The sequence below is a fragment of the Stenotrophomonas sp. YJH_SMC_81 genome (genome assembly GCF_059370875.1).
Window position 1 is genome coordinate 29,960 of sequence record NZ_JCAFUB010000013.1, and the last position, 22,818, is coordinate 52,777.

General features: G+C 67.8%; 22 protein-coding genes and 1 other RNA gene. 15 read left to right on the forward strand and 8 right to left on the reverse strand.

The window, feature by feature from the left end; translation table 11 throughout:
- Positions 1–10: 10 nt before the first annotated feature.
- From AC5P8U_RS18485 to thiL, 5 genes are all read left to right on the forward strand, one after another.
- The gene (locus tag AC5P8U_RS18485) at positions 11–637 is read left to right on the forward strand and encodes a riboflavin synthase (protein WP_065178777.1); all 627 of its coding nucleotides are present in this window, start codon (positions 11–13) and stop codon (positions 635–637) included.
- On the forward strand, positions 634–1,734 hold the full coding sequence (gene ribB, locus AC5P8U_RS18490) for a 3,4-dihydroxy-2-butanone-4-phosphate synthase (RefSeq protein ID WP_088496293.1): 1,101 nt from the start codon (positions 634–636) through the stop codon (positions 1,732–1,734). Before AC5P8U_RS18485 ends, ribB begins: the two co-directional genes overlap by 4 nt.
- Positions 1,735–1,905: 171 nt before the next feature.
- Positions 1,906–2,373 carry a 6,7-dimethyl-8-ribityllumazine synthase gene (ribH, locus tag AC5P8U_RS18495; RefSeq protein WP_005415267.1) on the forward strand — a complete coding sequence of 156 codons (468 nt, stop codon included), beginning with the start codon at positions 1,906–1,908 and terminating at the stop codon, positions 2,371–2,373.
- The gene (nusB, locus tag AC5P8U_RS18500) at positions 2,370–2,849 is read left to right on the forward strand and encodes a transcription antitermination factor NusB (protein WP_005415268.1); all 480 of its coding nucleotides are present in this window, start codon (positions 2,370–2,372) and stop codon (positions 2,847–2,849) included. The genes ribH and nusB overlap by 4 nt, the downstream gene beginning before the upstream one ends.
- Positions 2,850–2,969: 120 nt before the next feature.
- Positions 2,970–3,932, forward strand: a complete 963-nt coding sequence (gene thiL / locus AC5P8U_RS18505; RefSeq protein WP_334272054.1) for a thiamine-phosphate kinase — start codon at positions 2,970–2,972, stop codon at positions 3,930–3,932.
- Positions 3,933–4,124: 192 nt separating this feature from the next.
- Here the strand turns inward: thiL and AC5P8U_RS18510 are convergent, their stop codons facing one another.
- A complete protein-coding gene (locus tag AC5P8U_RS18510) occupies positions 4,125–4,496 on the reverse strand; it encodes a DUF805 domain-containing protein (protein ID WP_188241511.1) in 372 nt (123 codons plus the stop codon).
- A gap of 128 nt (positions 4,497–4,624) precedes the next feature.
- On the reverse strand, positions 4,625–5,035 hold the full coding sequence (locus AC5P8U_RS18515) for a hypothetical protein (protein WP_447897267.1): 411 nt from the start codon (positions 5,033–5,035) through the stop codon (positions 4,625–4,627).
- Between the two features lie 422 nt (positions 5,036–5,457).
- Here AC5P8U_RS18515 and AC5P8U_RS18520 point away from each other — a divergent pair, with 422 nt between their 5' ends.
- Positions 5,458–7,479 (forward strand): acyltransferase family protein, encoded by a 2,022-nt coding sequence (locus AC5P8U_RS18520; RefSeq protein ID WP_353080396.1) that lies wholly within the window; start codon positions 5,458–5,460, stop codon positions 7,477–7,479.
- Between the two features lie 227 nt (positions 7,480–7,706).
- Here AC5P8U_RS18520 and AC5P8U_RS18525 read toward each other — a convergent pair whose 3' ends face one another.
- The 4 genes from AC5P8U_RS18525 to AC5P8U_RS18540 all read right to left on the reverse strand — a co-directional run bounded on the left by AC5P8U_RS18525 (position 7,707) and on the right by AC5P8U_RS18540 (position 11,835).
- A complete protein-coding gene (locus tag AC5P8U_RS18525; protein ID WP_447897268.1) occupies positions 7,707–9,092 on the reverse strand; it encodes an FAD-binding oxidoreductase in 1,386 nt (461 codons plus the stop codon).
- Positions 9,089–9,670 (reverse strand): metal-dependent hydrolase, encoded by a 582-nt coding sequence (locus tag AC5P8U_RS18530; protein ID WP_353080398.1) that lies wholly within the window; start codon positions 9,668–9,670, stop codon positions 9,089–9,091. The genes AC5P8U_RS18525 and AC5P8U_RS18530 overlap by 4 nt, the downstream gene beginning before the upstream one ends.
- A gap of 85 nt (positions 9,671–9,755) precedes the next feature.
- Positions 9,756–10,124: a YraN family protein gene (locus AC5P8U_RS18535; protein WP_049439300.1), complete on the reverse strand. Its 369-nt coding sequence runs from the start codon at positions 10,122–10,124 to the stop codon at positions 9,756–9,758.
- Positions 10,114–11,835 (reverse strand): penicillin-binding protein activator, encoded by a 1,722-nt coding sequence (locus tag AC5P8U_RS18540; protein WP_088497867.1) that lies wholly within the window; start codon positions 11,833–11,835, stop codon positions 10,114–10,116. Before AC5P8U_RS18540 ends, AC5P8U_RS18535 begins: the two co-directional genes overlap by 11 nt.
- A gap of 81 nt (positions 11,836–11,916) precedes the next feature.
- Between AC5P8U_RS18540 and rsmI the strand changes: the two genes are divergently transcribed.
- Positions 11,917–12,735 carry a 16S rRNA (cytidine(1402)-2'-O)-methyltransferase gene (rsmI, locus tag AC5P8U_RS18545; RefSeq protein WP_065178763.1) on the forward strand — a complete coding sequence of 273 codons (819 nt, stop codon included), beginning with the start codon at positions 11,917–11,919 and terminating at the stop codon, positions 12,733–12,735.
- Positions 12,736–12,890: 155 nt separating this feature from the next.
- An RNA gene (rnpB, locus tag AC5P8U_RS18550) (RNase P RNA component class A) lies at positions 12,891–13,242 on the forward strand.
- A gap of 127 nt (positions 13,243–13,369) precedes the next feature.
- Here the strand turns inward: rnpB and AC5P8U_RS18555 are convergent.
- Together AC5P8U_RS18555 and AC5P8U_RS18560 are read right to left on the reverse strand one after the other, a co-directional pair.
- Positions 13,370–13,849 (reverse strand): DM13 domain-containing protein, encoded by a 480-nt coding sequence (locus AC5P8U_RS18555; RefSeq protein ID WP_005415283.1) that lies wholly within the window; start codon positions 13,847–13,849, stop codon positions 13,370–13,372.
- A 354-nt stretch (positions 13,850–14,203) separates the two neighbouring features.
- A complete protein-coding gene (locus AC5P8U_RS18560; protein WP_111200834.1) occupies positions 14,204–14,992 on the reverse strand; it encodes an NRDE family protein in 789 nt (262 codons plus the stop codon).
- Positions 14,993–15,316: 324 nt separating this feature from the next.
- On the opposite strand from AC5P8U_RS18560, the gene mraZ reads away from it, so the two are divergent.
- From mraZ to mraY, 7 genes are read left to right on the forward strand one after another with little or no spacing between them, the layout of a single operon-like run.
- Positions 15,317–15,763 (forward strand): division/cell wall cluster transcriptional repressor MraZ, encoded by a 447-nt coding sequence (gene mraZ, locus AC5P8U_RS18565; RefSeq protein ID WP_004143635.1) that lies wholly within the window; start codon positions 15,317–15,319, stop codon positions 15,761–15,763.
- A gap of 14 nt (positions 15,764–15,777) precedes the next feature.
- On the forward strand, positions 15,778–16,746 hold the full coding sequence (gene rsmH, locus AC5P8U_RS18570) for a 16S rRNA (cytosine(1402)-N(4))-methyltransferase RsmH (protein WP_049468237.1): 969 nt from the start codon (positions 15,778–15,780) through the stop codon (positions 16,744–16,746).
- A complete protein-coding gene (ftsL, locus tag AC5P8U_RS18575) occupies positions 16,743–17,006 on the forward strand; it encodes a cell division protein FtsL (RefSeq protein ID WP_005415286.1) in 264 nt (87 codons plus the stop codon). The genes rsmH and ftsL overlap by 4 nt, the downstream gene beginning before the upstream one ends.
- Positions 17,003–18,847 carry a peptidoglycan D,D-transpeptidase FtsI family protein gene (locus AC5P8U_RS18580; protein ID WP_069139504.1) on the forward strand — a complete coding sequence of 615 codons (1,845 nt, stop codon included), beginning with the start codon at positions 17,003–17,005 and terminating at the stop codon, positions 18,845–18,847. The genes ftsL and AC5P8U_RS18580 overlap by 4 nt, the downstream gene beginning before the upstream one ends.
- Positions 18,844–20,352 (forward strand): UDP-N-acetylmuramoyl-L-alanyl-D-glutamate--2,6-diaminopimelate ligase, encoded by a 1,509-nt coding sequence (locus AC5P8U_RS18585; protein WP_447897270.1) that lies wholly within the window; start codon positions 18,844–18,846, stop codon positions 20,350–20,352. The genes AC5P8U_RS18580 and AC5P8U_RS18585 overlap by 4 nt, the downstream gene beginning before the upstream one ends.
- A complete protein-coding gene (locus tag AC5P8U_RS18590; RefSeq protein ID WP_334272047.1) occupies positions 20,349–21,743 on the forward strand; it encodes a UDP-N-acetylmuramoyl-tripeptide--D-alanyl-D-alanine ligase in 1,395 nt (464 codons plus the stop codon). Before AC5P8U_RS18585 ends, AC5P8U_RS18590 begins: the two co-directional genes overlap by 4 nt.
- A complete protein-coding gene (gene mraY / locus AC5P8U_RS18595; protein ID WP_005415291.1) occupies positions 21,733–22,818 on the forward strand; it encodes a phospho-N-acetylmuramoyl-pentapeptide-transferase in 1,086 nt (361 codons plus the stop codon). Before AC5P8U_RS18590 ends, mraY begins: the two co-directional genes overlap by 11 nt.

The window sequence follows — 22,818 nt, forward strand, 5'->3', positions numbered from 1 at the left end:
AGAACGTTACTTGTTTACTGGAATCATCGAAGGCGTCGGCCGTCTGGCCGCACGCGAGTCCATCGGCGGCGATGTCCGCTTCACCTTCAATGTCGGGAATCTGCCGTTCGACAACGTGCAGATGGGCGAGAGCATTGCCATCAACGGCGTCTGCCTCACCGTCATCGCATTCGACGCCCGCAGCTTCCAGGCCGATGCGTCCACCGAGACCCTGGGCCTGACCACGCTGGGCCAGTTGGGCGAAGGTGCGGTCATCAACCTGGAGCGCGCCATGCGCCCGACCGACCGCCTCGGCGGCCATCTGGTCAGCGGCCACGTCGACGGCCTCGGCCAGGTGTTGTCCATCCACGAAGATGCACGTGCCCAGCGCTGGCGCTTCGCCGCGCCGGCCTCGCTGCGCCGCTACATCGCCAGGAAGGGTTCGATCTGCGTGGACGGCGTCAGCCTCACCGTCAACGAAGTGGACGATGAAGGCTTTGAAGTCGCCCTCATTCCGCACACCGTGGCCAACACCGCCTTCTCCGCCACCGGCGTGGGCAGTGCAGTCAATCTGGAAATCGATCTGGTCGCCCGTTATGTGGAGCGCCTGATCAGTGTGCCGACCAACGGTCAGCACCCACACGGAGATGCCGCATGAATTTCGCCCCGATTCCGGAAATCCTGGAAGACATCCGCCAGGGCCGCATGGTGGTCATCGTCGATGACGAAGACCGCGAGAACGAAGGCGACCTGATCATGGCCGCCGAACTGGTCAAGCCGTCGGACATCAACTTCATGGTCACCCACGGCCGTGGCCTGGTGTGCCTGCCATTGACCCGCACCCGCGCCGCCGACCTCGGCCTGGCGCCGATGGTGCAGGCCAATACCGCGCAGTTCCAGACCAACTTCACGGTCAGCATCGAGGCCGCCGAGGGCGTTACCACCGGCATCTCGGCCCACGACCGCGCCCACACCATCCGCACCGCGGTGAAGCCCAACGCCAAGCCGTCGGACCTGCACCAGCCGGGCCACATCTTCCCGCTGATCGCCCAGCCCGGCGGCGTGCTGACCCGCGCCGGCCATACCGAAGCCGGCGTCGACCTGGCCATGCTGGCTGGGCTGGAACCGGCCGGCGTGCTGGTGGAAATCCTGAACCCGGATGGCAGCATGGCGCGCCGCCCGGAGCTGGAAGTGTTCGCGCGCGAGCACGGCCTGAAGATGGGCTCCATCGCCGACCTGATCGCCTACCGCCTGGCCACCGAAAAGACTGTTGAACGCGTGGACGAGCGCGACATCGACACCGAATTCGGCCCGTTCAAGCTGGTGACCTACCGCGACCGCATCGCCCACGACCTGCATTTCGCGCTGGTCCGGGGTGCCCCGGATGCGGAGACCCCGACTTTGGTGCGCGTGCAGGTGGAAAACCCGCTGGCCGACCTGCTGCATTGGCGCCGTGACGACTTCGGCGTGGCCGCCACCGACGCCCTGCGGGCGATCGATGCCGAGGGCGCTGGCGTGATGGTGGTGCTGTCGGCCCCGCGCGATGGCGAAGCCCTGCTGGCCCGCCTGCGCCAGCAGCCGGTGCCGGTGGTGCCGGGCAAGGATAAGGACGTGGGCCAGTGGCGCCGCAACGGTGCCGGCGCACAGATCCTGTCCGACCTGGGCCTGGGCAAGCTGCGCGTACTGGGCACCCCGCGCCGCCAGATCGGCTTGGCCGGGTACGGCCTGGAAGTGGTGGAGACGGTGACCCTGTAATGAGTAGTGCCGGCCGCTGGTCGGCAACCGCATCCCCGGGATTGCCGGCCAGCGGCCGGCACTACCGGTGGGGGCCGACCCTTGGTCGGCACACCCTGCAGGCCCCCGCCAGCCACGGCCGGGGCCCATCCACGCTAGAATTACCCCCTTATCGAGTCCCCCAAGCCGCATATGAGCCACTACGAAGGCGATCTTCGCACTCCCGAGTCGGCGCGCTTCGCCATCCTGGCCAGCCGCTGGAACGCCCGCATCACCGACGCGCTGGTCGCAGGCGCCCGCCTGAGTCTGGCCGGCAACGGCATCACCGAAGCCAACATCGACGTGATCCGCGTGCCGGGTGCCTGGGAACTGCCGCTGGTGGCTGCACGCCTGGCCGCCGCGCATGAACACGCCGCCATCCTCACCCTGGGCTGCGTGATCCGTGGCGACACCCGCCACTACGAACACGTGGCCGACCGCTGTGCCGAAGGCCTGATGCGCGTGCAGCTGGATTTCGGCGTGCCGGTGCTGAACGGCGTGCTGGCGGTGGAACGCGTTGAAGACGCCGAGGCCCGCGCAGGCGGCAGCCACGGCAACAAGGGCGAGGAAGTCGCACTCGCCGCATTGGAAATGGTCAATCTTCTGGAGCAGCTGCCATGAACAAGAACACCCAGGGCAAGCCCTCCGGTAAACCCGTCCGCCGCGATGGCGTGGATCCCGTGCTGCGCTCGCGTGCGCGCCGTCGTGCTGTGCAGGCCATCTACGCCTGGCAGATTTCCGGCGGCAACGCGCAGTCGCTGATCGCCCAGTTCGCCCACGAGCAGGCCCGCGAAATCGCCGACCTGGCCTACTTCGAGGCGCTGGTGCACGGCGTGCTCGACAACCGTCGCGACATCGACGAAGCGCTCGGCCCGTACCTGGACCGTGGCATCGAGGAAGTGGACGCGATCGAACGCGCCGTGCTGCGCTTGGCCGCCTACGAACTGCGCTACCGCTTGGACGTGCCGTACCGCGTGGTGATCAACGAAGCGATCGAATCGGCCAAGCGCTTCGGTTCCGAACATGGCCACACCTACGTCAACGGCGTGCTGGATCGTGCCGCCGTGGAATGGCGCAAGGTCGAATCGGGTCACTGACCCACCTGTGGTAGTGCCGGCCGCTGGCCGGCAGCTGCAGGGATCCTGAGGTTGCCGGCCAGCGGCCGGCACTACCGCCCACCGCGCCCTGCGCGGCACGTACAACAGCGGGAACGCTCCATGTCCCTCGCCGAATTCGCCCTCATCGACCGCATCCGCGCCCGCACCCTCGAGCGCGACGACATCCTGCTCGGCATCGGTGACGACGCCGCGCTGCTGCAGCCGCGTGCCAACGAGCAACTGGTGGTCACCGCCGATACGCTCAACAGCGGCGTGCACTTCCCGGTGGAAACCCCGGCCTTCGACATCGGCTGGAAGACCCTGGCCGTCAACCTGTCAGACCTCGCCGCGATGGGCGCGCGCCCGGCGTGGTGCACGCTGGCGCTGTCGCTGCCGGAAGCGTCTGAAGACTGGATCGAGGCTTTTGCCGATGGCTTCTTCGCTCTGGCCGACCAGCACGACATCGCGCTGATCGGTGGTGACACCACGCGCGGCCCGCTCTCGCTGTCGGTCACCGCGATGGGCCAGGTCGGGCGCGGCCAGGCCCTGCGGCGCGACCGCGCGCAGCTGGGTGATGACATCTGGGTGAGCGGCACGCTGGGCGACGCCGCCGGCGCGCTGCGCCTGTGGCAGCAGGGTGCACTGAGCATCGCCACCGCCACGTTGCTGGCCGACTACGAAAGCCTGCGCCTGCGCCTGCTGCGGCCGACGCCGCGCGTCACCCTCGGCCTGCGCCTGCGGGCCTTCGCGCACGCGGCGGTGGATGTATCCGACGGCCTGCTGGCCGACCTCGGTCATATCGCCACGCGCAGCAACGTGGCCGCACATGTCGATGCCGATTCGCTGCCGATCTCGCACGCACTGCGTGAACTGCTCGGCCGCGACGGTGCGCGTGACTGCGCATTGCGCGGTGGCGATGACTACGAGCTGTGTTTCACCGCCGCCGCCGACCAGCGCGACGCACTGCACTACCTGGCCGAATCGCTGGACGTGCCGCTCACCCGCATCGGTCGTATCGCTGAAGGGCAGGGGGTGCACGTGGACGGCGAAGCCGCCGACGGCGGTTACCAGCACTTCGCGTAGCAGCAGCGGTACTGCCCTGCTGGGTCAACCTTCGGGGAGGGGTCAGATCCCTTTGCGCCGCAAAGGGATCTGACCCCAAGTGAAGCACATCGATGTTGCTCTGGTAGGTGCCAAACTTGGTTGGCACAGAGGTGTCAGCCGCCGGTGGCAACGCCGTGCCGACCAAGGTCGACACCTACCAACGCGGGCTGGTTACACGTGCGGAACCGGCGCACCGAAGCGGTTGCCACCCGGCGTGCCGGGCAGCAGCAGGAACACCAGCAGCACCAGGCTGACGAACGGCACGAACCCCAGCAACAACCACCAGCCCGAACGATCGGTATCGTGCAGGCGGCGGATGGTGGCCGCGATGGACGGCAACACGAATGCCAGCCACATCACTACGCCCAGGCCGGTGACGACCAGCGCCAGGCCCTGCGAACCGCTGTAGCCGGCATAGAAGCTCAGCAGATACAGCGGGATCGAAACGATCATGATGAACAACTGGAACCACCAGAATTCGCTGCGGCTTGCGCGGCCAGTGAACTGCGCATAGCGGGTGAGCGGAACCATCATCTTGTGCATCGAAACACTCCCTGAAAAGAAGTGCGCACCATTGGTGCTCCTGTGATGATGAGCCATCGGAATCGTTGCAATTGCGCGCAGCGTGCAACTGAACTGAGCGCTCACCCGCACTTCTCTTCGTCGGATGCTCACGCCGCCCGCAGCTGCACATCCACGTACTCGGCCAGCCCACGGCAGGCCAGCAGCAGCCCTTCGCGCGCGCCATCGCCCATCTGCTGGTCGATATCCCCATCCACGCGTACGCGTTCGGTGGCGTGCAGCAGTTCCAGCAGGAAACTCAGCCCCGCATTGGCACGATCAATACGCGTCAGGGCCAGGCGTTGCCCGGGCGTGCGGTTGTTGCCGGGCCATGGTTGGCCATCGGTGGCATCGCCCTGGCGGATGTGCTGCAGGCAGGCCTGCAGGGTAATGGCCCCGGCACTGTTACCGCTCTGCAGCGCGACGAAGGTGTCTTCCAGCGTGCGGGCCAGGTCATCGGGCAGGCGCGTGGCGGCCTCGCCCAGGGTGGCGAACAGGTGCGGGTAGGGGGAATCGGTCATGGCGGCGTCCTTGTGCAAGCAGTAAGGGGCCACCCTGCTTAACAGCGAGGGTGGCGGACGGTGCGTGGTTCCAATACCGGAGGTCGATGTAGAAGCGCCGGCGGGCACGAGGCCCCCACGCACCGCCCGCCATGTAAGCGCGGACAGAATGCCTGCCGACGCCACCCAACAAGGAAAGAGCGGCGCCGGCAGGCAAGCGTAACCAACACATCAACCTAACGGGATTGGAAGCCCGTGCCACCCGTTGTCGGTGGCGCTAGATGATTTGCATGCAGTGCCACGTATGCCAATGAGAAAGATTGGAAATTCGAAAACGTTGCAGACGTGCGGCGCGCCGTCAGTGTGGTGATTACGACATTCCCGCAGGGGCGAACTGGGACCGGAGCTGAACCATGTCCCGCCCTGTCGCGATCGTCCATTGAATGACTGCGCAAACGGTGGCGATGCTGCCGGATCGCTCGCTGCCGGTCACCCGCATGTCTGCTCCCGAACGTTCCCACAACGCTGCCATCGATGGCCTGCGCGCATTGGCGGTGCTGGCCGTCGTCCTCTTCCACACCAATGCGACGTGGCTGCCCGGCGGCTTCACCGGGGTGGACCTGTTCTTCGTGGTGTCCGGCTTCGTGATCAGCCAGTCGCTGGCCTCGCGCACGCCTGCGTCACTGAGCGCGATGCTGCTCGACTTCTACCGGCGCCGCGTGCTTCGCCTGTTGCCGGCGCTGCTGGTCATGCTGGTGGCCACCTTCATACTGTCTGCGCTGTTCATTCCCCGTGCGTGGCGCAATGAACAGTTCGACCAGACCGGCTGGGCCGCGCTGGTCGGCTTCAGCAACATCGTGCTGGCTGGCCAGCAGGACGATTACTTCTCACCCGGCGCCGAACTCAACCCGTTCCTGCACACGTGGACGCTGGGCGTGGAGGAGCAGTTCTACCTGGTCTTCCCGCTGCTGTTCTTCGTCTGGCTGCGCGGGCGTGAGCGCTGGCCGTGGTCGCGTTGGCTGTTGCCGGGGCTCACCGTGCTGTCGCTGGCGTGGGCGGGCTGGCAGGCGCAGACGGCACCAGCGGCAGCGTTCTATTTGCTGCCGGCGCGGTTCTGGGAGCTGGCTGCGGGCGCGCTGCTGTACCAGTGGATGCGTACTCGTACGCCGGGCCAGAACGGTGGTGCGGTTGCAGCGGCCGGCCTGACGCTGCTGGCCGCAGGCGTGGTGATCGCCCCGCAGCTGGCGATGCCGGTGCCGGGTGTGCTGGCCACCGTGGCCGGTACCCTGCTGCTGTTGGCAAGCGTGTCGGCGCCGGGGACATCGCGCCTCGCCCGCGCGCTGGGCTGCGCACCGCTGGCCTACCTGGGCCGGTTGTCCTATTCGCTGTACCTGTGGCATTGGCCGCTGCTGGTGCTGCTGCGCTGGACCTACGGCCTGCACGGTGCCGCGCTGTGGCTGTACCCGGTGTTGCTGCTGGCGGTATCAGCTGCGTCGTATCACTTCATCGAGCGTCCGCTGCGCAGTGCGGCGCCGCTGCTGCGCCTGGCACCGGCCAAGGTGCTGGCGATGGCGTTGCCGGTGGTGGCGCTGTGTGGTGCGGGTGCCTGGGCCACCGTGGAGTACCACGAGCAGGTCTCGCTGAGCGTTACCCGTGACGGCTATGCATGGCAGGCGCGTCGCTACCCCGCGTGGCGCCCATTAGAGCCGGTGAGTGCGCCGGCGCTTGAAGGACGGCGCCTGTTCGTGTCCGGCGATTCGCACGCGGCGGCGTATCGCACCATGACCAGCATGGTCGCGCGCCAGACCGGCATGGAGGTGCGCCAGCAGGATCGCGGCGGCTGCAGCTTCGTCAATCTGCTGCGGGCCAGTCCAGCCGATTGCCAGGAGTTCATTGAGCACACGCTGTCGACCATCGAGCGCGAGGCACGCCCGGGTGACATCGTGCTGCTGGCGGCCTTGCGCATGCCGGAGCTGCGCGGATTCGACTGGCGGCGGCAGGATGCACAGGAAATCTATCGTCAACTGCTGGCCGAGCGCACGCCCGCGCATGCACAAGCTGCACGCGATGAAGCCGATCGAGTGCTGGGGCGTTTGCAGAAGCTGGGTGTGCACGTGGTTGTGGATGCGCCGCTGCCGTTGTTCAAGGCCGGTGCGTACCGCTGTTCGGACTGGTTCAACCGCCGCAACCCGGCCTGTGCCGGTGGCCTGAGCATGCCGCGCGCCGACCTGGAAAGGCTGCGCGCGCCGCAGATGGCGTTGCTGTCCGAACTGGCGGTGCGCTATCCATCGCTGACGGTGTGGGATCCGCTGCCGCTGCTGTGCGGGCCAACGACCTGTTCGGCGGTGAAAGACGGGGAGCCGCTGTTCTTCGACAACGATCACCTGAGCGGGCATGGCAACCGCGTGCTGTTGCCCAGCTTCCGGCAGACCCTGATCGATATTGCAGGCGACACGCCGGTGTAGAGCCGAGCCCACGCTCGGCTTGCGCGCGGTGCGGGCTTCATCGCGATGTGGCCGAAGCGGGGCCGAGCATGGCTCGGCTCCACAGGAGTGTGAGGGTGAACGACACGTGGTTGTAGAGCCGAGCCCACGCTCGGCTCGCGCGCGCAGCGCGGGCTTCATCGCGATCTGGTCGAAGAGCCGCCGAGCATGGGCTCGGCTCTACAGGAGTGCGAAGGAATGTGCGCGGTCTATGCCGGCGGCAGCACCTTGCCCGGGTTGAGGATGCCGTCCGGGTCCAGTGCGGCCTTGATCGCGCGCATCGCCGTCAGCGTTTCCGGGGTGAAAGCCTGTGCCATGAAATCGCGCTTGGCCAGGCCAATGCCATGTTCGCCGGACAATGTGCCACCCAATGCCAGGGTCAGCTCGAAGATCTTTGGCAACGCGGCATGCGCGCGCGTGTTTTCGTCGGCATCCTCCGGGTGGTAGAGGATGTTGACGTGCAGGTTGCCGTTGCCGGCATGGCCGAAGGTGACGATGGTGAGTCTGTAGTCACGCGCCAGTGCCTGCACGCCGGCTACCAGCTCCGGAATGCGCGACACCGGGACCACAACGTCTTCATTGATCTTGCCCGGCGCAACGCTGCGCAGCGCGGGCGACAGCGCCTTGCGTGCGGCCCACAGCTGGTCGCGCGCGCGGCCCTCCATCGCCACGTCCAGCTCGATCATGCCGTCGCCTTCGGCGGCACTGGCCAGTGCCTGCAGCAGATAAGGCAGGGTGTCGTGGTCACCATCGGCCTCGACCAGCAGCATCGCGCCTGCCTCCGGCACATCGGCACCATTCAGCCGCAGCAGCTCCAGGCTGCGCGCGTCCATGAATTCCAGGCGGGTGGGTACCACCGGCTGCGACATCAACCGCGATACGGCGGCTGCGGCGGCATCCGCATCGCGGTACAACACGCGCAGCCCGGCCTGGCTGACCGGCAGCGGGGTCAGTTTCAGCGTGGCTTCCACGATCAATGCCAGCGTACCTTCGCTGCCCACCAGCAGATGGGTCAGATCGTAGCCAGTGGCGTCTTTGGTGTAGGCGCCACCGCAGCGGATCACCTCGCCGGTGCCGGTCACCGCCACCAGGCCCAGCACGTTGTCGCGGCTGGTGCCGTACTTCACCGCGCGCGGGCCACCCGCATTGCAGGCCAGGTTGCCACCGACGCTGCAGATCTCGGCGCTGGACGGGTCCGGCGCCCAGAACAGGCCGTGCGACGCCAGCGCCTGCTGCAGCGTGCCGTTCAACACGCCCGGCTGCACGACCGCGCAGCGATCACCGGCGCGGATCTCGACGATGCGGTCCATGCGGGTGAACGAGAGTACGATGCTGCCCGGCTGCGGGACCGCGGCACCGGTGGTACCGGTGCCGGCACCGCGCGCGACCAGCGCCACGCCATGCGCGCGGCAGGCACGCACCAGCGCCTGCACCTGCTCGATGTCCGCCGGAAACGCCACTGCGGCCGGCCGCTGATGGCGCCATGAGTTGTCCTGCGCATTCGCCTCCAGCGCGCCGTCATCCATGCGCCAGCCCTCCGTGCCCAGCAGGGTGGACAGTTCGGCAACCAGGGCAGCAGGCAGGGCAGGACTCATGACGGATCTCGTGAGGCAGCAGGAGCGGGTTGGATCAGTTTCCAGGCGACAACGGCGCCGGCCAGTGGCAGCCACACCCAGCGCAGTTCGGAGAGCAGGGTAGCCACGCCGCGTGCGCTGAAGAACTGTGGCGCGAACGGTGACACGCGGATGGGGCGCCACGGCGCGAAGAAGCGCTGTTCGCTCCACGGCCAGGCCAGCGCGACGCCCAGACCACCGGAGGTCATCGCATCGAGCAGCGGATGGCTGGCGGCGCAGGCGAAGACGAATACAGCGGCTTGTACGGTAGATGCCAACCTTGGTTGGCACACATCCGCCGACCAAGGTCGGCGACTACCCAAGAGCGCCAACGCCGCGGCCAATGCTGCCAGCACGCCGGCGAACAGCAGTGAGTGGCTGGCGCCGCGATGGCCGAAGGCATCGGCATAGGGAATGTGCAGGGCAAAGGCCAGTACATCGGCATCGGGCAGCATGGCGGCGATCACGCCGGCGGCCAGCAGGCGCGGCGGGATGCGGCCACGATCAGCGGCGCACCACAGCGCCAGCGGCACAGCGGCATGGGTGATGATCGACGGCATCAGTCACGCACCATGGTCGTACCGGCCGCGGGCCGGCTGCAGGTCCGACGGGTAGTGCCGGCCGCTGGCCGGCAAAGAGTAGCCATCAGCAGTCATCCAATCGGAATGCATCCCGCAGCCAATGCAACTGCGGCGGTTCGCCGGTGGCTTCGACCACATCGAAACGGCAGGGCGCATTGGCCAGCGCCGGGTGGTCCTGCAGGTACAGCTGCGCGGCGTGGGCCAGGCGCCGGCATTTGCGCGCATCGACCGAAGCGGCGCCACCGCCGAAATCCGATCGCGCGCGGTAGCGCACTTCCACGAACACCACGGTGCCGGCATCGTCCATCACCAGGTCCAGTTCACCGCCGCGATAGCGCACGTTGCGCGCACGCGGCTGCAGTCCCGCCTGTTGCAGATGCTGCTCGGCGGCGGCTTCCACCGCCGAGCCACGTTGGCTGCGCTCAGCGACCACCGACGATCGGCATCGGCCGGCCGCCATTGAAGGTCGACCAGGCCGGCTGGCGCAGGATGTTGCCGTTGCTGTCCAGGAACAGGGTGCCGGTGGCACCGTCCAGGCCGCCTTCGTTGGACAGCTTGTCCAGGTAGGCGGTGATCTTCCAGGCGTCGGCACCGAAGGCGAACAGGCGGCCGGCCGCACCGCGTGCGCTCGGCAGGGTGCTGGCCACCTGGCTGGCCGACGGCAGGCCGGACACACTGCGCACGTTCCAGGCTTCGTTCGGATAGACGATGCCGTCCAGCGCCACGTCTTCTTCCACCTTGCCGCTGCCAACGGTCAGCTGCGAGGTGCCAACGCGGGTCGCGCCGCCTGCACCGGCCAGCGCCAGCTGCGGCGCCAGCAGGCGCGCCTGCGGCGCACGCACGGCGAGGAATACGGCATCGACCTGGCCGGCGTTGCGCACCTGCGCGCCGACATCGCCGACGGCATCGGTGACGCCGATCGTGGCCACCACCTGGCCACCGCGCTGCGCAAAGCGCTGGGCGAAGGCGGCGGCGGCACGGCGGCCGGTGTCATCGGCGCTGTTGATCACCAGCGCCTTGCCGCGCTCGCGGCCACGCAGGTACTCGGCGGCGACGATGCCGTCGTCTTCCGGTGCCAGCGAGAAGCCGGCACTGCCGGCCGGCGGTGCGTCCTTGCCGCGGTTCAGGGCCAGCACCGGCACCTGCAGCTGCTGCCGGCCGTACACGGCGTCCACTTCGTCGCGGCCCAGCGGACCGACCACGAAGTCGGCACCGGAGGCGACGGCCTTGTCATAGGCGGCCAGGGCACCGGCCGGGGTGCCGGCGGTGTCGAAGAAGTTGATGTCCGGGCGGCGGCGGCTTTCACCGTAATAAGCGCTCAACAGGCCATCGCGCACCGGCTGTGCGGCGGTGGCCAGGCGGCCGCTGAGCGGCAGCAGCACGGCCAGCTTGGCCGGCGGGCGGTAACCGTCGCTCATCGCCGGCGGGCGCTTGCTGGTGTCGAACTGGGCCGCGCCATCGCGGTCGAACGGGCGCGGCAGCGGCAGGCCGCGCGCGATCAGTGCACGGCCGGCGAAGTTGTAGAGCGGGTCGTTGGCCGGCAGGGCGGCGGCACGGCTGCGCAGGGTGGCGTCGTCGAGGGTGCCGAGCAGGCCGGCAATGGCGGCCTGGTTCTCGCTGCGCGCGCTGCCGGTCAGGCTGGAATGGGCGCGCGCTCGCTCGGTGGCGGCGCCGAAGGCATCGCCGGTGCCCTGCAGGGCACTGGCGCGGGCGAGGTACCAGCGCGTACGCAGCGCCGGCAGCACGTTATCGCCGTGGTCCTTCAGCAGGGCCAGTGCCTGCGCCGGCTGCTTGTCGGCCAAGGCGAGCTCGGCACCGGTCAGCTGGTAGCGCTGCAGGCTGGCGCCGGACAGCTGGCGTGCGGTGAGCTGGCCGAGCAGGCTGCGCGCGCGGGCACTGTCGCCGGCCAGGTGCCAGGCCCAAGCCGCATCGGCCAGGGCGTTGCTGCGGGCGCCGCCGCGCAGCGTGGCGGCCAGGCCTTCCAGCTGCAGTGCGGCGTCGCGCGGCTTGCCCTGTTCGATCAGCGCCAGCGCCTGGCTCTGGGCCGGCGAATCGGGGGTGCTGGTCAGGCTGGTGGTGGCACAACCGGCCAGCAGCATCAGCGACAACGACAGGGCGGAGATCCGTGCGGCGGGCTTGTTCATGATCGGGTCCATGCGATGAGGGCAGCGGCCTTGGCCGGGTACACGCTACGATTCTACCCTTGCCCCGTGAGTACCGCTGAAATGAGTGTGCCAACCCTGTACGTCGTCGCCACCCCGATCGGCAACCTGGCCGATCTGAGCCCGCGCGCACAGGAGGTGCTGCGTTCGGTGGCGGCCATCTGTGCCGAGGACACCCGCCGCAGCGGCCAGCTGCTGTCCCATTTCGGCATCCAGCAACCGCTGGTGGCCCTGCACGAACACAATGAAGAGGCCTTGGCGCAACGCCTGGTTTCGCGATTGCAGGCCGGCGAGTCGCTGGCGCTGGTCAGCGATGCCGGTACCCCGCTGGTCAGTGACCCCGGTTTCCGCCTGGTGCGTGCCGCGCGCGCGGCGGGCATCAAGGTCAGCCCGGTGCCCGGCGCCTGCGCCGCCATTGCCGCGCTGAGCGTGGCCGGCCTGCCCAGCGACCGTTTCAGCTTCGAGGGTTTCCTGCCGGCCAAGGCCAGCGGCCGCCGCGACCGCCTGCAGGCGCTGGCCGGCGAAGTGCGCACGATGGTGTTCTACGAATCCTCGCACCGCATCGCCGAGTCGCTGGCCGACATGGCGGCGATCTTCGGCGGCGAGCGCCCGGCGGTGCTCGCCCGCGAGCTGACCAAGCTGTTCGAGACCGTGCTTGATGGCGACCTGGCGGGGCTGCTGGCCCAAGTCGAGGCCGACGACAACCAGCGCAAGGGCGAGTTCGTGGTGATGGTGCAGGGTGCCGGTGACGACGAGGAAGCGCAGCTGGCGCATGGTCGCCGCGTCTACGCGAAGCTGAGCGAGCACCTGCCGCCGTCGACCGCCGCCAAGCTGGCTGCGGAACTGACCGGTGCGCCGCGCAAGGCGCTGTACGGTAGTTGATGGATCGTGCGGACCAAGGTCCGCACCCACCAGATCGGAATCCGCACCCACCAAGGCAGCGGCATCGGTAGATCCACGCCACGCGTGGATGGATGAACCGGACGCCGCGATCGGCACGGCAGGAAAGGCGTGCGTACGCTAGAATGCGCGCTGGCGGAGTCGGCCAGACAGTCGCGTCATCCCTTCGGGGGTGCCGAGGAAAGTCCGGGCTCCATAGGGCAAGGTGCCAGGTAACGCCTGGGCGGCGCAAGCCGACGGAAAGTGCAACAGAAAGATACCGCCTACGTCTTCTTCGGAAGGCCGGTAAGGGTGAAATGGTGCGGTAAGAGCGCACCGCGAGTCTGGCAACAGACCGGCACGGCAAACCCCACCTGGAGCAAGACCAAATAGGGATCCTTTGGCGCGGCCCGCGTTGGATCCGGGTAGGTTGCTTGAGCGTTGCGGTGACGTAACGCCTAGAGGAATGACTGTCCACGACAGAACCCGGCTTATCGGCCGGCTCCGCCTCTTTCTTCGATATGCATGAACCGCGCATCTGTAGTGCCGGCCGCTGGCCGGCAGCTTCACGATGCCAGCAGTGGCGGACAGAGTGCTGCCGGCCAGCGGCCGGCACTACCTCGACGTCGCGCGGTCCTCAGCCCGGCGTGCGGTACTGCCCGGCGGAAATGAACTGCGAGAAGCGCTCGCACCACACCACCACCGTGGTGTAGTCGTCCACGTCCACGTTCGCGGGCACCTCGACCAGGAAGCGGTTGAAGGTCTTTACCTCGCCGATGCGCTGGGCCTGCGCCTTGATCTTCAGGAAGTCGGCCTTGTTGTCGACGAAATCGCGAACCAGATAGACCTTGTAATCCGGGCCCGGTCCCATCTTCCCGTCGAAGGCGACCTGGGTGGCGCTGACGCTGACCTTGCCTTCGGCCCAGTGCACCGCATCGCTGCCTTTGAGGTCGCGGCGGAAGGTGGTGCGGTAGGTGGCGTCTTTCATTGCGGCCTGTACCTGGGCGACCGGCGGGTCATCGGGGGCGATCAGGATCGGCAGCAGATAGACGCCCAGGCCGAAGCCCAGGCCGAGGGTGAGCAGATGGGTGGCGAGCAGGATGAGGATGCGGCGCATGGGGCCTCCTTGTGGTTGCGGTCGATCGCGCGGCGTGATGCCGGGCGCGACCACCCTGGGAGGTCAGGGCCGACATTTATAGACACAGTGCCAAATGCGAAAAGGACACAGTGGGCGGGCTGGAATGCCGGAACCCCTGTGGCACAGGCACATTGCGGTCGCGGCTGGAAGCTGAATGACGTTTCAAGCCCGCTGCGATGGCGACCGCCGTCACGTGGATCGCGACAGCAAGCTGCGGGTAGGGCCGGGCGCTGGCCGGCAGCGTCATGGCGAATCCGAGCATCCAAAGGCTGCCGGCCAGCGGCCGGCACTACCCCCGCCAAGAGCATCCGGCCAGGGGCCGTCACGACCGGGTCAGAAAATGACGTGGCTTTGTCCGCTCGGTGCACCCTGCGGGCCGAAGCGGCGTTCGTGGATCTCGCCGTGGCCGTCGGCGTCGATCAGCAGCACGGTGCTGGCGCGGGTGCCGTAGTCGTCGCCGCGGATGAAGGCCGGGCTCAACCAGCGCTCGCGTTCCAGGCCGATGCCGGTGTCGGGCAGGTCGCTGTCGGCGGGGCGGTGTTCATCGGCCAAGGCATTCCAGAGCGGGGTCAGGTTTGGGGTCAGATCCCTTTCGCGTTGCGAAAGGGATCTGACCCCGTCTTCCTGCAGCCAGGCTTCAAGGGCCGCCATCAACCTGCGGGTCTTCGGCCAGGGCGCGTCCAGAGCGCCGTTGGACATGCCGTGTACGCCCGGGCCAAGCGTCTGCCGTTCGGCGGGATGGTTGCCCAGGTACTCCAGGCTGTCGCTATCGGCCAGCAGGAGATTGAACGGGGCGTAGGCGCCAGCCACGGTCGCCAAGCGGTCGATATGCACGGCGGCCGGGTCGCGGCCGCGCAGGAAGTCGGCCACCAGCGCGCCCCGCGACGGTCCGGTCTGGGCCGCCAGCGGGTCGCGGACGTTGGTGACCACCGCCATCCGGCCCGAGGCGCCGACTCCGGCCCAGCCACCGCCGGAGCGCAGGTCGCGTCCTCCGATGACGGAGGTCTCATCCTGCCAGGTGGCCAGCGCCGCGGTGGGGCGGGCGTGGAACTCATCACGGTTGCCGGTCATCACCAGCCGCCAGCGCGGGTGGTGCATCCAGCCAAGAGCAAGCAGGCACATGGCCTCATTGTGCACCGTTTGCGCAGTCCGGCGCCGTTTCCGGCCCGGCTCGGATGAATGCGCGGCCGATGTTTCACACCCCGTCCACGCCCCTGAACTTCCGTTCAATCTCAAAAATTGAGACGGATCAGCAACTTGTGGATAAGCCTTGAACAAGTCTCTAAAGGTTGTTGCAAGCCATTGATGCGGCTGGCGATTTCCCTGCTGAAAAGTTGTTGACAACCCTCGGCCCGCTGCTAAGGTGGGCATCAGAGGGAAATCCGGGTGTTTTGTGGGTTTTCGTGGTTCAATGTTTCACCGGGCGAAGGACAAGGTGCAGGCGTCGTGTTCCAGGGCGAGACGGCCATCACAGTTGACGACAAGGGGCGCATGGCGGTTCCCACCGCTTACCGCGACCTCGTCGCGCGCGCCAGCAACAACCGTCTCGTGCTGACCTACAACCCGTTCGAAGCCGGCTGCCTGTGGCTGTACGCAGAGTCGGAATGGGAACGGGTCCGCGACGATGTGATGTCCAAGCCCAACACCCAGCGCGTCGTGCGCCTGTTGCAGCAGAAGCTGGTCGGCTCGGCCGCCCATCTGGAGCTGGACGGCAACGGTCGCATCAGCATCCCCGCCAGCCACCGCGGTGCGGTGGGCATTGAGAAGAAGGCGGTATTGCTCGGTATGGGCGACAAGTTCGAATTGTGGAGCGAGCAGGCGCATCGGGCCCTGATCCAGCAGACATTGTCTGACGAGGATCTGGGTGATGGGTTGCTCGACCTGAAGTTGTGAGCCGGGGTGCCCGGATGCGCCCAGAAGCGCAGGCCGGTCACCTTCCGGTGTCGCAGTCGCCGGCGGTGCACCTGCCGGTCCTGTACACCCAGGTCCTTGAAGGCCTGAGGGTGATCGAAAACGGACGTTATCTGGATGGCACGTTCGGTCGTGGCGGTCATGCACGTGGCGTGCTCACCCAGCTCGGTCCCGAGGGGCGCCTGCTGGTCATGGACAAGGATCCGGAAGCCATCGCCGTTGCCGAGCGCGATTTCGCGCCGGATCCGCGCGTGTCCATCTTCCGTGGCAGCTTCGCCCAGCTGCTGCAGTGGGATGCGACGGCCGAAGGCCTGGACGGCGTGCTGTTCGACCTGGGCGTGTCGTCGCCGCAGCTGGATGTGGCCGAACGAGGCTTCAGCTTCGGCAAGGACGGCCCGCTGGACATGCGCATGGACCCGGACAGCGGTGAAAGCGCCGCGCAGTGGATCAACCGCGTGGAAGAGCGCGAGATCGCCGATGTGCTGTGGACCTACGGCGAAGAGCGCCAGAGCCGGCGCATCGCCCGCGCCATCGTGGCCCGCCGCGAGAAGCAGCCGTTCTCCCGCACCGCCGAACTGGCCGAGCTGATCGCCTCGGTGATGCCGCGTGGAAAGGACAAGATCCATCCCGCCACGCGCAGCTTCCAGGCCATCCGCATCCACATCAACCGCGAGCTGGCCGATCTGGAAGCAGGGCTCGATGCGGCGGTGGAACGGCTCAAGCCCGGTGGCCGTCTGGCGGTGATCAGCTTCCACTCGCTGGAAGACCGCATCGTCAAGCAGTACATGAACCGCCTGGCCAAGGCGCCGCCGGCCAACCGCCGCCTGCCCGAGGCCGTTGCGTTCGTGCCGACGCTGGACCTGATCGGTGGGGCCATCAAGGCCACCGACGAAGAGCTGGCCGCCAACCCGCGCGCCCGCAGCGCGGTGCTGCGCGTGGCCCAGAAGCGGGAGGCCGACGCATGAGCCGGTTGCTGCTGATCATCCTGTTGGCCTGCACCGTGGCCTCGGCGATCGGCGTCGTGTTCGTGCGTCACCGTCATCGGCAGACGTTCATCGAGCTGTCGCGCGCCGAGCGCAAGCGCGATGACATCAACCTGGAATTCGGCCGCCTGCAGCTGGAGCAGGCCACGTTGGCCGAAGCCAACCGTGTCGATCGCATCGCCCGCGAAAAGCTCGGCATGAAGTTCCCCGAGGCCGCCGACATCGTGGTGGTGCGCCCATGAGCAAGGCCGGTCGCAACCGTCCACGCAATGCCTTCAACCTGCGCCAGCGCCTGCGCTGGGTGGCGTTGGCGCTCGGCCTGTGCTCGGTGTCGCTGGTCGGCCGCGCGGCCTACGTGCAGATCATCAACAGCGACTTCTACCAGCGCCAGGGTGAGGCCCGCTACCTGCGCGAGCTGCCGATCAAGACCTCGCGCGGCATGATCACCGACCGCAACGGCGAGCCGCTGGCGGTGTCCACGCCGGTTGCCTCGATCTGGGTCAACCCGCAGGACCTGCTGCGTTCGCCCGAGCGCATCCCCGAGCTGGCCCAGGCGGTCGGCATGTCGGTGGATGAGCTGAGCAGCCGCCTGTCGCAGAAGTCGGACAAGGAATTCATGTACCTGCGTCGCCGGATCAATCCGGACGAGGCAGAGAAGGTGGTCGCGCTGAAGATTCCGGGCGTGGCCGCGCAGCGCGAGTTCCGCCGCTTCTACCCGCAGGGTGAGGCGATGGCGCACGTGCTGGGCTTCACCAACATCGATGATCGCGGCCAGGAAGGCCTGGAACTGGCCTTCGACGAATGGCTGCGCGGCAAGCCCGGTGCGAAGCGGGTGATCCGCAACCGCAAGGGCGAGACCGTCGAAAGCGATCTGCTGCGTGCCGCTGAGCCGGGCAAGGACCTGACCCTCAGCATCGACCGCCGCATCCAGTACCTGGCCTTCAAGGAACTGCGCAACGCGCTGGTGGCCAACAAGGCGGCCGGCGGTTCAATGGTGATCATGGACGTGACCACCGGCGAGATCCTGGCCATGGTCAACCTGCCGACCTACAACCCGAATTCGTTGACCGGCGCGATCCCTGATACGCGCCGCAACCGCGCGGTGACCGACCTGGTCGAGCCGGGTTCGACGATGAAGCCGCTGACCATCGCCACCGCGCTGCAGGCCGGTGTGGTGACCAAGGACACCATCATCGACACCAACCCGGGCTACATGACGCTGGGTCGCTTCACCATCCGCGACGTGCCACGCAACAACGGCGTGCTGAACGTGACCGGCGTGATCACCCGCAGTTCGAACGTGGGTGCAGCCAAGGTTGCGGCGAAGATGCCGGACCAGACCTTCTACGACGGCGTGCGCCGCTTCGGCTATGGCTCGGCGCCGCACAGCGGGTTCCCGGGTGAATCGGCCGGTGTGGTGATGCGTCCGGCGCGCTGGTCGGGGACCACCAAGACCACCATGTCCTACGGCTATGGCCTGTCGGTCACGCCGCTGCAGATTGCCACCGCGTACTCGGCGCTGGCCAACGGCGGGCGCCTTATCGCGCCGACTTTCGTCAAGGGCCAGCGCAACGAAGGCCAGCAGATCATCGATGAAAACGTCGCCAGGCAGGTGGTGGCGATGATGGAGACGGTGGTCACCCAGGGCGGCGCCAAGCAGGCGGCGGTGCTGGGCTACCGCGTGGCCGGCAAGACCGGCACCGCGCGCAAGGCCGGTCCGGGTGGTTACGAGCGCGGGCATTACAACGCGCTGTTTGCCGGCGTGGTGCCGGCCACCAACCCGCGCTTCGCCACCGTCATCGTCATCAACGATCCGCAGGCCGGCAAGTTCTACGGCGGCCTGGTGTCGGCGCCGGTCTATCACAACGTGATGGAAGGCACCCTGCGCCTGATGGACGTGCCGCTGGACGACCTGCAGTCGTGGCTGGCCGCACAGCAGTCGGGCAAGGTCGGCCATTCGGCCTCGATCCTGCCCGCACCGCCGGCCGAGACCGCGCTGCCGGTCGATGCCGCCGCTGAATTCGATGCTGCGCTGCCGAGCGCGCAAGCCCAGACGCCGCCCGCTACGGGAGGCACGCAATGAGTCCTTCGATGTTGCTTTCGCAGTTGCTTCCGGACGTGGCCCTGGCGGGCCATGATCCCGTTCTGACCGGCCTGGTGCTGGACAGCCGCGCCGTGCGCCCCGGCAATGCCTTCGTCGCCATCGCCGGTTTCGGCGCGCATGGCCTGGGCTTTGTCGAGCAGGCCCGTGCGGCCGGTGCCAGCGCCATCCTGTTCGAGCCACCGGCACCGACCGAGCTGCCGGCGCCGGCCGATGCGATCGCCGTGCCGGGCCTGCGGGCGCGCATGGGGGCGATGGCCGACCAGTTCCACGGCGCGCCGTCACGGGCGATGGCGATGGTCGGCGTGACCGGTACCAACGGCAAGACCTCCACCGTGCAACTGCTGGCCCAGGCCTGGCACCTGCTCGGAACGCCCAGTGGCAGTATCGGTACGTTGGGCGCCGGACTTTATGGTGCGGTCGAGCCGACCGGATTCACCACGCCGCTGGTACTGCAGATGCATGCGCTGCTGGCACAGCTGCGCGACGCCGGTGCGCGTGCGGTGGCGATGGAAGTCAGCTCGCACGCCCTGGACCAGGGCCGCGTGGATGCCGTGCACTACGACGTGGCGGTGTTCACCAACCTCACCCGCGACCATCTGGACTACCACGGTGACATGGCCAGCTACGGCGCGGCCAAGGCGCGGCTGTTCCATCGCCCGGGCCTGAAGGCGGCGGTGGTCAACCTGGACGACGCCTTTGGTCGCCAGCTGTTCGCTGGCCTGCCTGCCGGCGTGCAACCGATCGGCCTGAGCTCGCGCGGTGCCGCTGACGCCAGCGTGCGCGCTGAAGCGCTGCAGCTGGATGGGCGCGGTATTGCCTTCGAGCTGGTCATCGACAGCCAGCGCGCCGCGGTGCAGTCGCCGCTGCTGGGCCGCTTCAACGTGGACAACCTGCTGGCCGTGGCCGGCACCCTGCACGCGCAGGGCCAGCCGCTGCCGCGCATCGCCGAAGTGCTGTCGGCGCTGCAGCCGATCCGTGGCCGCATGAACCGCCTCGGCGGCGAAGACGGCCTGCCGACCGTGGTGGTCGACTACGCACATACCCCGGACGCGCTGGAGCAGGCGCTGGACAGCCTGCACGGGCATCTGCAGGGCACGCTGTTCTGCGTGTTCGGCTGCGGTGGCGAGCGCGATACCGGCAAGCGTCCGCAGATGGCGGCGATTGCCGAGCGCCTGGCCAACCAGGTCATCGTCACCGACGACAACCCGCGTGGCGAGAATGGCGACGTGATCGTGGCCGACATCCTGGCCGGCTTCCAGCACGCCGATGCCGTGACCGTGCAGCGCAACCGCGCGCGTGCGATCGGCCTGGCGGTGAAGCGTGCCGGTGCCGGCGACATCATCCTGATTGCCGGCAAGGGCCATGAGCCGTACCAGGAAGTGAATGGCGTGCGTCATGACTTCGACGACACCGAAGTGGCTGCGGCTGCACTGGCGGCCAAGGCCGGTGTTCTGCAGGCACAGGCCGGGGAGGGCGCCGCATGAAGCGCACCCTGCTTTCGCTGATCGCACACTGGGCCGGTGGCGAGATCCACGGCGACGACGTGGCCATCGATGCAGTCAGCAATGACACCCGCAACCTGGGCCCGGGCAGCCTGTATGTGGCGCTGCGCGGCGAGCGTTTCGACGGGCATGACTTCGCTGCCGACGCGCAGGCGCGCGGTGCCAGTGCGCTGCTGGTCGAGCGGCTGCTGCCGATCGAGCTGCCGCAGGTACTGGTGGCCGACAGCGAGCTGGCACTGGCGAAGATCGCTACCGGCATGCAGCGTGACCGTGGCACCGAGGTGTTCGCGATCACCGGCAGCAATGGCAAGACCAGCGTGAAGAGCCTGCTGCTGTCGATCCTGCAGCAGGTGGCCCAGCACGCGCACAAGGTGGTCTACGCCAACCCGGGTAACCGCAACAACGAGATCGGCCTGCCGCTGGCGGTGATCGATGCGCCGGAAGATGCCGACTACGCCGTCTACGAGATGGGCGCTGGCAAGCCTGGCGATATCGCCTACCTGACCGACATCGCCCGCCCGCGCTATGCGCTGGTCAACAACATTGCCCCGGCACACCTGGAACGCATGGGCAGCCTGCTCGGCGTGGCGGTGACCAAGGGCGCGATCTATGCCGCGCTGCCGGCCGATGGCGTGGCGGTGATCAACGCCGACGATGCCTACGGCCGCTGGTTCGAGCAGCACTTCGTCGGCACTCCGGCGCGTTGCCGCGTGCTGCGCTACGGCCTCGAACACTCGGCGGACGTGACCGCGCGCGACATCCGCGCCGGTGCACAGGGCAGCCAGTTCACCCTGGTCGCACCGACCGGCGAAGCCCGCGTGGTGCTGGGCCTGCCGGGTCGCCACAACGTCAGCAATGCGCTGGCCGCCGCCAGCCTGGCGCTGGCCGCCGGTGTCGATCTGGCGCTGATTGCCGCCGGCCTGGCCGAAGCGCAGCCGGTGCCGGGCCGCCAGATTGCCCATCAGCTGCGCAACGGCGCGGTGCTGGTGGATGACAGCTACAACGCCAATCCCGGCTCGCTGGCTGCGGCCATCGATGCCCTGGCCGCCGCCCCGGAAGAGGGCTGGCTGGTGCTGGGCGACATGCGCGAACTGGGCCCGGACGCCGAGGCGCTGCATGCGCAGGCCGGCATCCGCGCACGCGCTGCCGGCCTGAAGCGGCTGTATGCGCTGGGTCCGCTCAGTGCCGCCGCTGCGGCCGCCTTCGGTGAAGGCGGTCGCCATTTCGCTACCCATGGTGCGCTGTCACAGGCGCTGCAGGATGAGTTGCACGCTGGTGTGCGCTGCCTGGTCAAGGGTTCCCGTGGCAGTGCCATGGACCTGATCGTCAAAGCGCTGCTGGCGCAAGGAGAGGAATCCCCGCATGTTGTATGAACTGGCTCGATGGTTGCAGCAGTTGGAGAGCCTGTTCGGGCTGTTCAACTACCAGACGTTCCGCGCCATCCTTGCCGCGCTGACGGCCCTGTTCCTGTCGCTGTGGCTTGGACCGGCGATGATCCGCAAGCTCGCCCAGTTCAAGGGCGGCCAGCCGATCCGCCAGGACGGTCCGCAGACCCATTTCTCCAAGGCCGGCACGCCGACCATGGGCGGTTCGCTGATCCTGCTCACCATCACCCTGTCGGTGCTGATGTGGGCCGACCTGCGCAACCGCTACGTGTGGCTGGTGCTGGCGGTGATGCTGTGCTTCGGCGCCATCGGCTGGTATGACGACTGGATCAAGATCGTCCGCCGTGACCCGAACGGCCTGAAGTCGCGCTGGAAGTACCTGCTGCAGTCGATCTTCGGCCTGGCCGCGGGCCTGTTCCTGTTCTACACGGCCGACGTGCCGGCAGCGCTGACCTTCTACATCCCGATGTTCAAGTCGGTCGCGCTGCCGCTGGCCGGCATCGGCTTCGTGGCCATCGCCTACTTCTGGATCGTCGGCTTCTCCAACGCGGTGAACCTGACCGACGGCCTGGACGGCCTGGCAATCATGCCGACCGTGCTGGTGGCCTGCGCGCTGGGCGTGTTCGCCTATGCCTCGGGCAACGTGGTGTTCGCCAACTACCTGCAGATCCCGCAGATCCCGGGCGCCGGCGAACTGGTCATCATCTGTGCGGCCATCGCCGGAGCCGGCCTGGGCTTCCTGTGGTTCAACACCTATCCGGCCATGGTGTTCATGGGCGACATCGGCGCGCTGGCGCTGGGTGCGGTGCTGGGCACCATCGCGGTGATCACCCGCCAGGAACTGGTGCTGGTGATCATGGGTGGCGTGTTCGTCATCGAAACCCTGTCGGTGATGATCCAGGTCGCCTCGTTCAAGCTGACCGGCAAGCGCGTGTTCCGCATGGCGCCGATCCACCACCATTTCGAACTGAAGGGCTGGCCGGAGCCGCGCGTGATCGTGCGCTTCTGGATCATCTCCGTCGTGCTCGTGCTGATCGGCCTGGCCACGTTGAAGGTGCGCTGA

Bases quoted from the DNA above. Each gene is read 5' to 3' on its own strand.
- AC5P8U_RS18530 (WP_353080398.1), bottom strand. From the start codon at position 9,670: ATGCCGTCGATCATCACCCATGCCGCTGTGCCGCTGGCGCTGTGGTGC.
- AC5P8U_RS18590 (WP_334272047.1), top strand. From the start codon at position 20,349: ATGAAGCGCACCCTGCTTTCGCTGATCGCACACTGGGCCGGTGGCGAG.
- AC5P8U_RS18580 (WP_069139504.1), top strand. From the start codon at position 17,003: ATGAGCAAGGCCGGTCGCAACCGTCCACGCAATGCCTTCAACCTGCGC.
- AC5P8U_RS18515 (WP_447897267.1), bottom strand. From the start codon at position 5,035: ATGACCGATTCCCCCTACCCGCACCTGTTCGCCACCCTGGGCGAGGCC.
- AC5P8U_RS18555 (WP_005415283.1), bottom strand. From the start codon at position 13,849: ATGCGCCGCATCCTCATCCTGCTCGCCACCCATCTGCTCACCCTCGGC.
- rsmI (WP_065178763.1), top strand. From the start codon at position 11,917: ATGAGTGTGCCAACCCTGTACGTCGTCGCCACCCCGATCGGCAACCTG.
- ribB (WP_088496293.1), top strand. From the start codon at position 634: ATGAATTTCGCCCCGATTCCGGAAATCCTGGAAGACATCCGCCAGGGC.
- nusB (WP_005415268.1), top strand. From the start codon at position 2,370: ATGAACAAGAACACCCAGGGCAAGCCCTCCGGTAAACCCGTCCGCCGC.
- AC5P8U_RS18540 (WP_088497867.1), bottom strand. From the start codon at position 11,835: ATGAACAAGCCCGCCGCACGGATCTCCGCCCTGTCGTTGTCGCTGATG.
- AC5P8U_RS18560 (WP_111200834.1), bottom strand. From the start codon at position 14,992: ATGTGCCTGCTTGCTCTTGGCTGGATGCACCACCCGCGCTGGCGGCTG.
- AC5P8U_RS18520 (WP_353080396.1), top strand. From the start codon at position 5,458: ATGACTGCGCAAACGGTGGCGATGCTGCCGGATCGCTCGCTGCCGGTC.
- AC5P8U_RS18510 (WP_188241511.1), bottom strand. From the start codon at position 4,496: ATGCACAAGATGATGGTTCCGCTCACCCGCTATGCGCAGTTCACTGGC.
- rsmH (WP_049468237.1), top strand. From the start codon at position 15,778: ATGCGCCCAGAAGCGCAGGCCGGTCACCTTCCGGTGTCGCAGTCGCCG.
- AC5P8U_RS18585 (WP_447897270.1), top strand. From the start codon at position 18,844: ATGAGTCCTTCGATGTTGCTTTCGCAGTTGCTTCCGGACGTGGCCCTG.
- thiL (WP_334272054.1), top strand. From the start codon at position 2,970: ATGTCCCTCGCCGAATTCGCCCTCATCGACCGCATCCGCGCCCGCACC.
- mraY (WP_005415291.1), top strand. From the start codon at position 21,733: ATGTTGTATGAACTGGCTCGATGGTTGCAGCAGTTGGAGAGCCTGTTC.
- ftsL (WP_005415286.1), top strand. From the start codon at position 16,743: ATGAGCCGGTTGCTGCTGATCATCCTGTTGGCCTGCACCGTGGCCTCG.
- ribH (WP_005415267.1), top strand. From the start codon at position 1,906: ATGAGCCACTACGAAGGCGATCTTCGCACTCCCGAGTCGGCGCGCTTC.
- AC5P8U_RS18525 (WP_447897268.1), bottom strand. From the start codon at position 9,092: ATGAGTCCTGCCCTGCCTGCTGCCCTGGTTGCCGAACTGTCCACCCTG.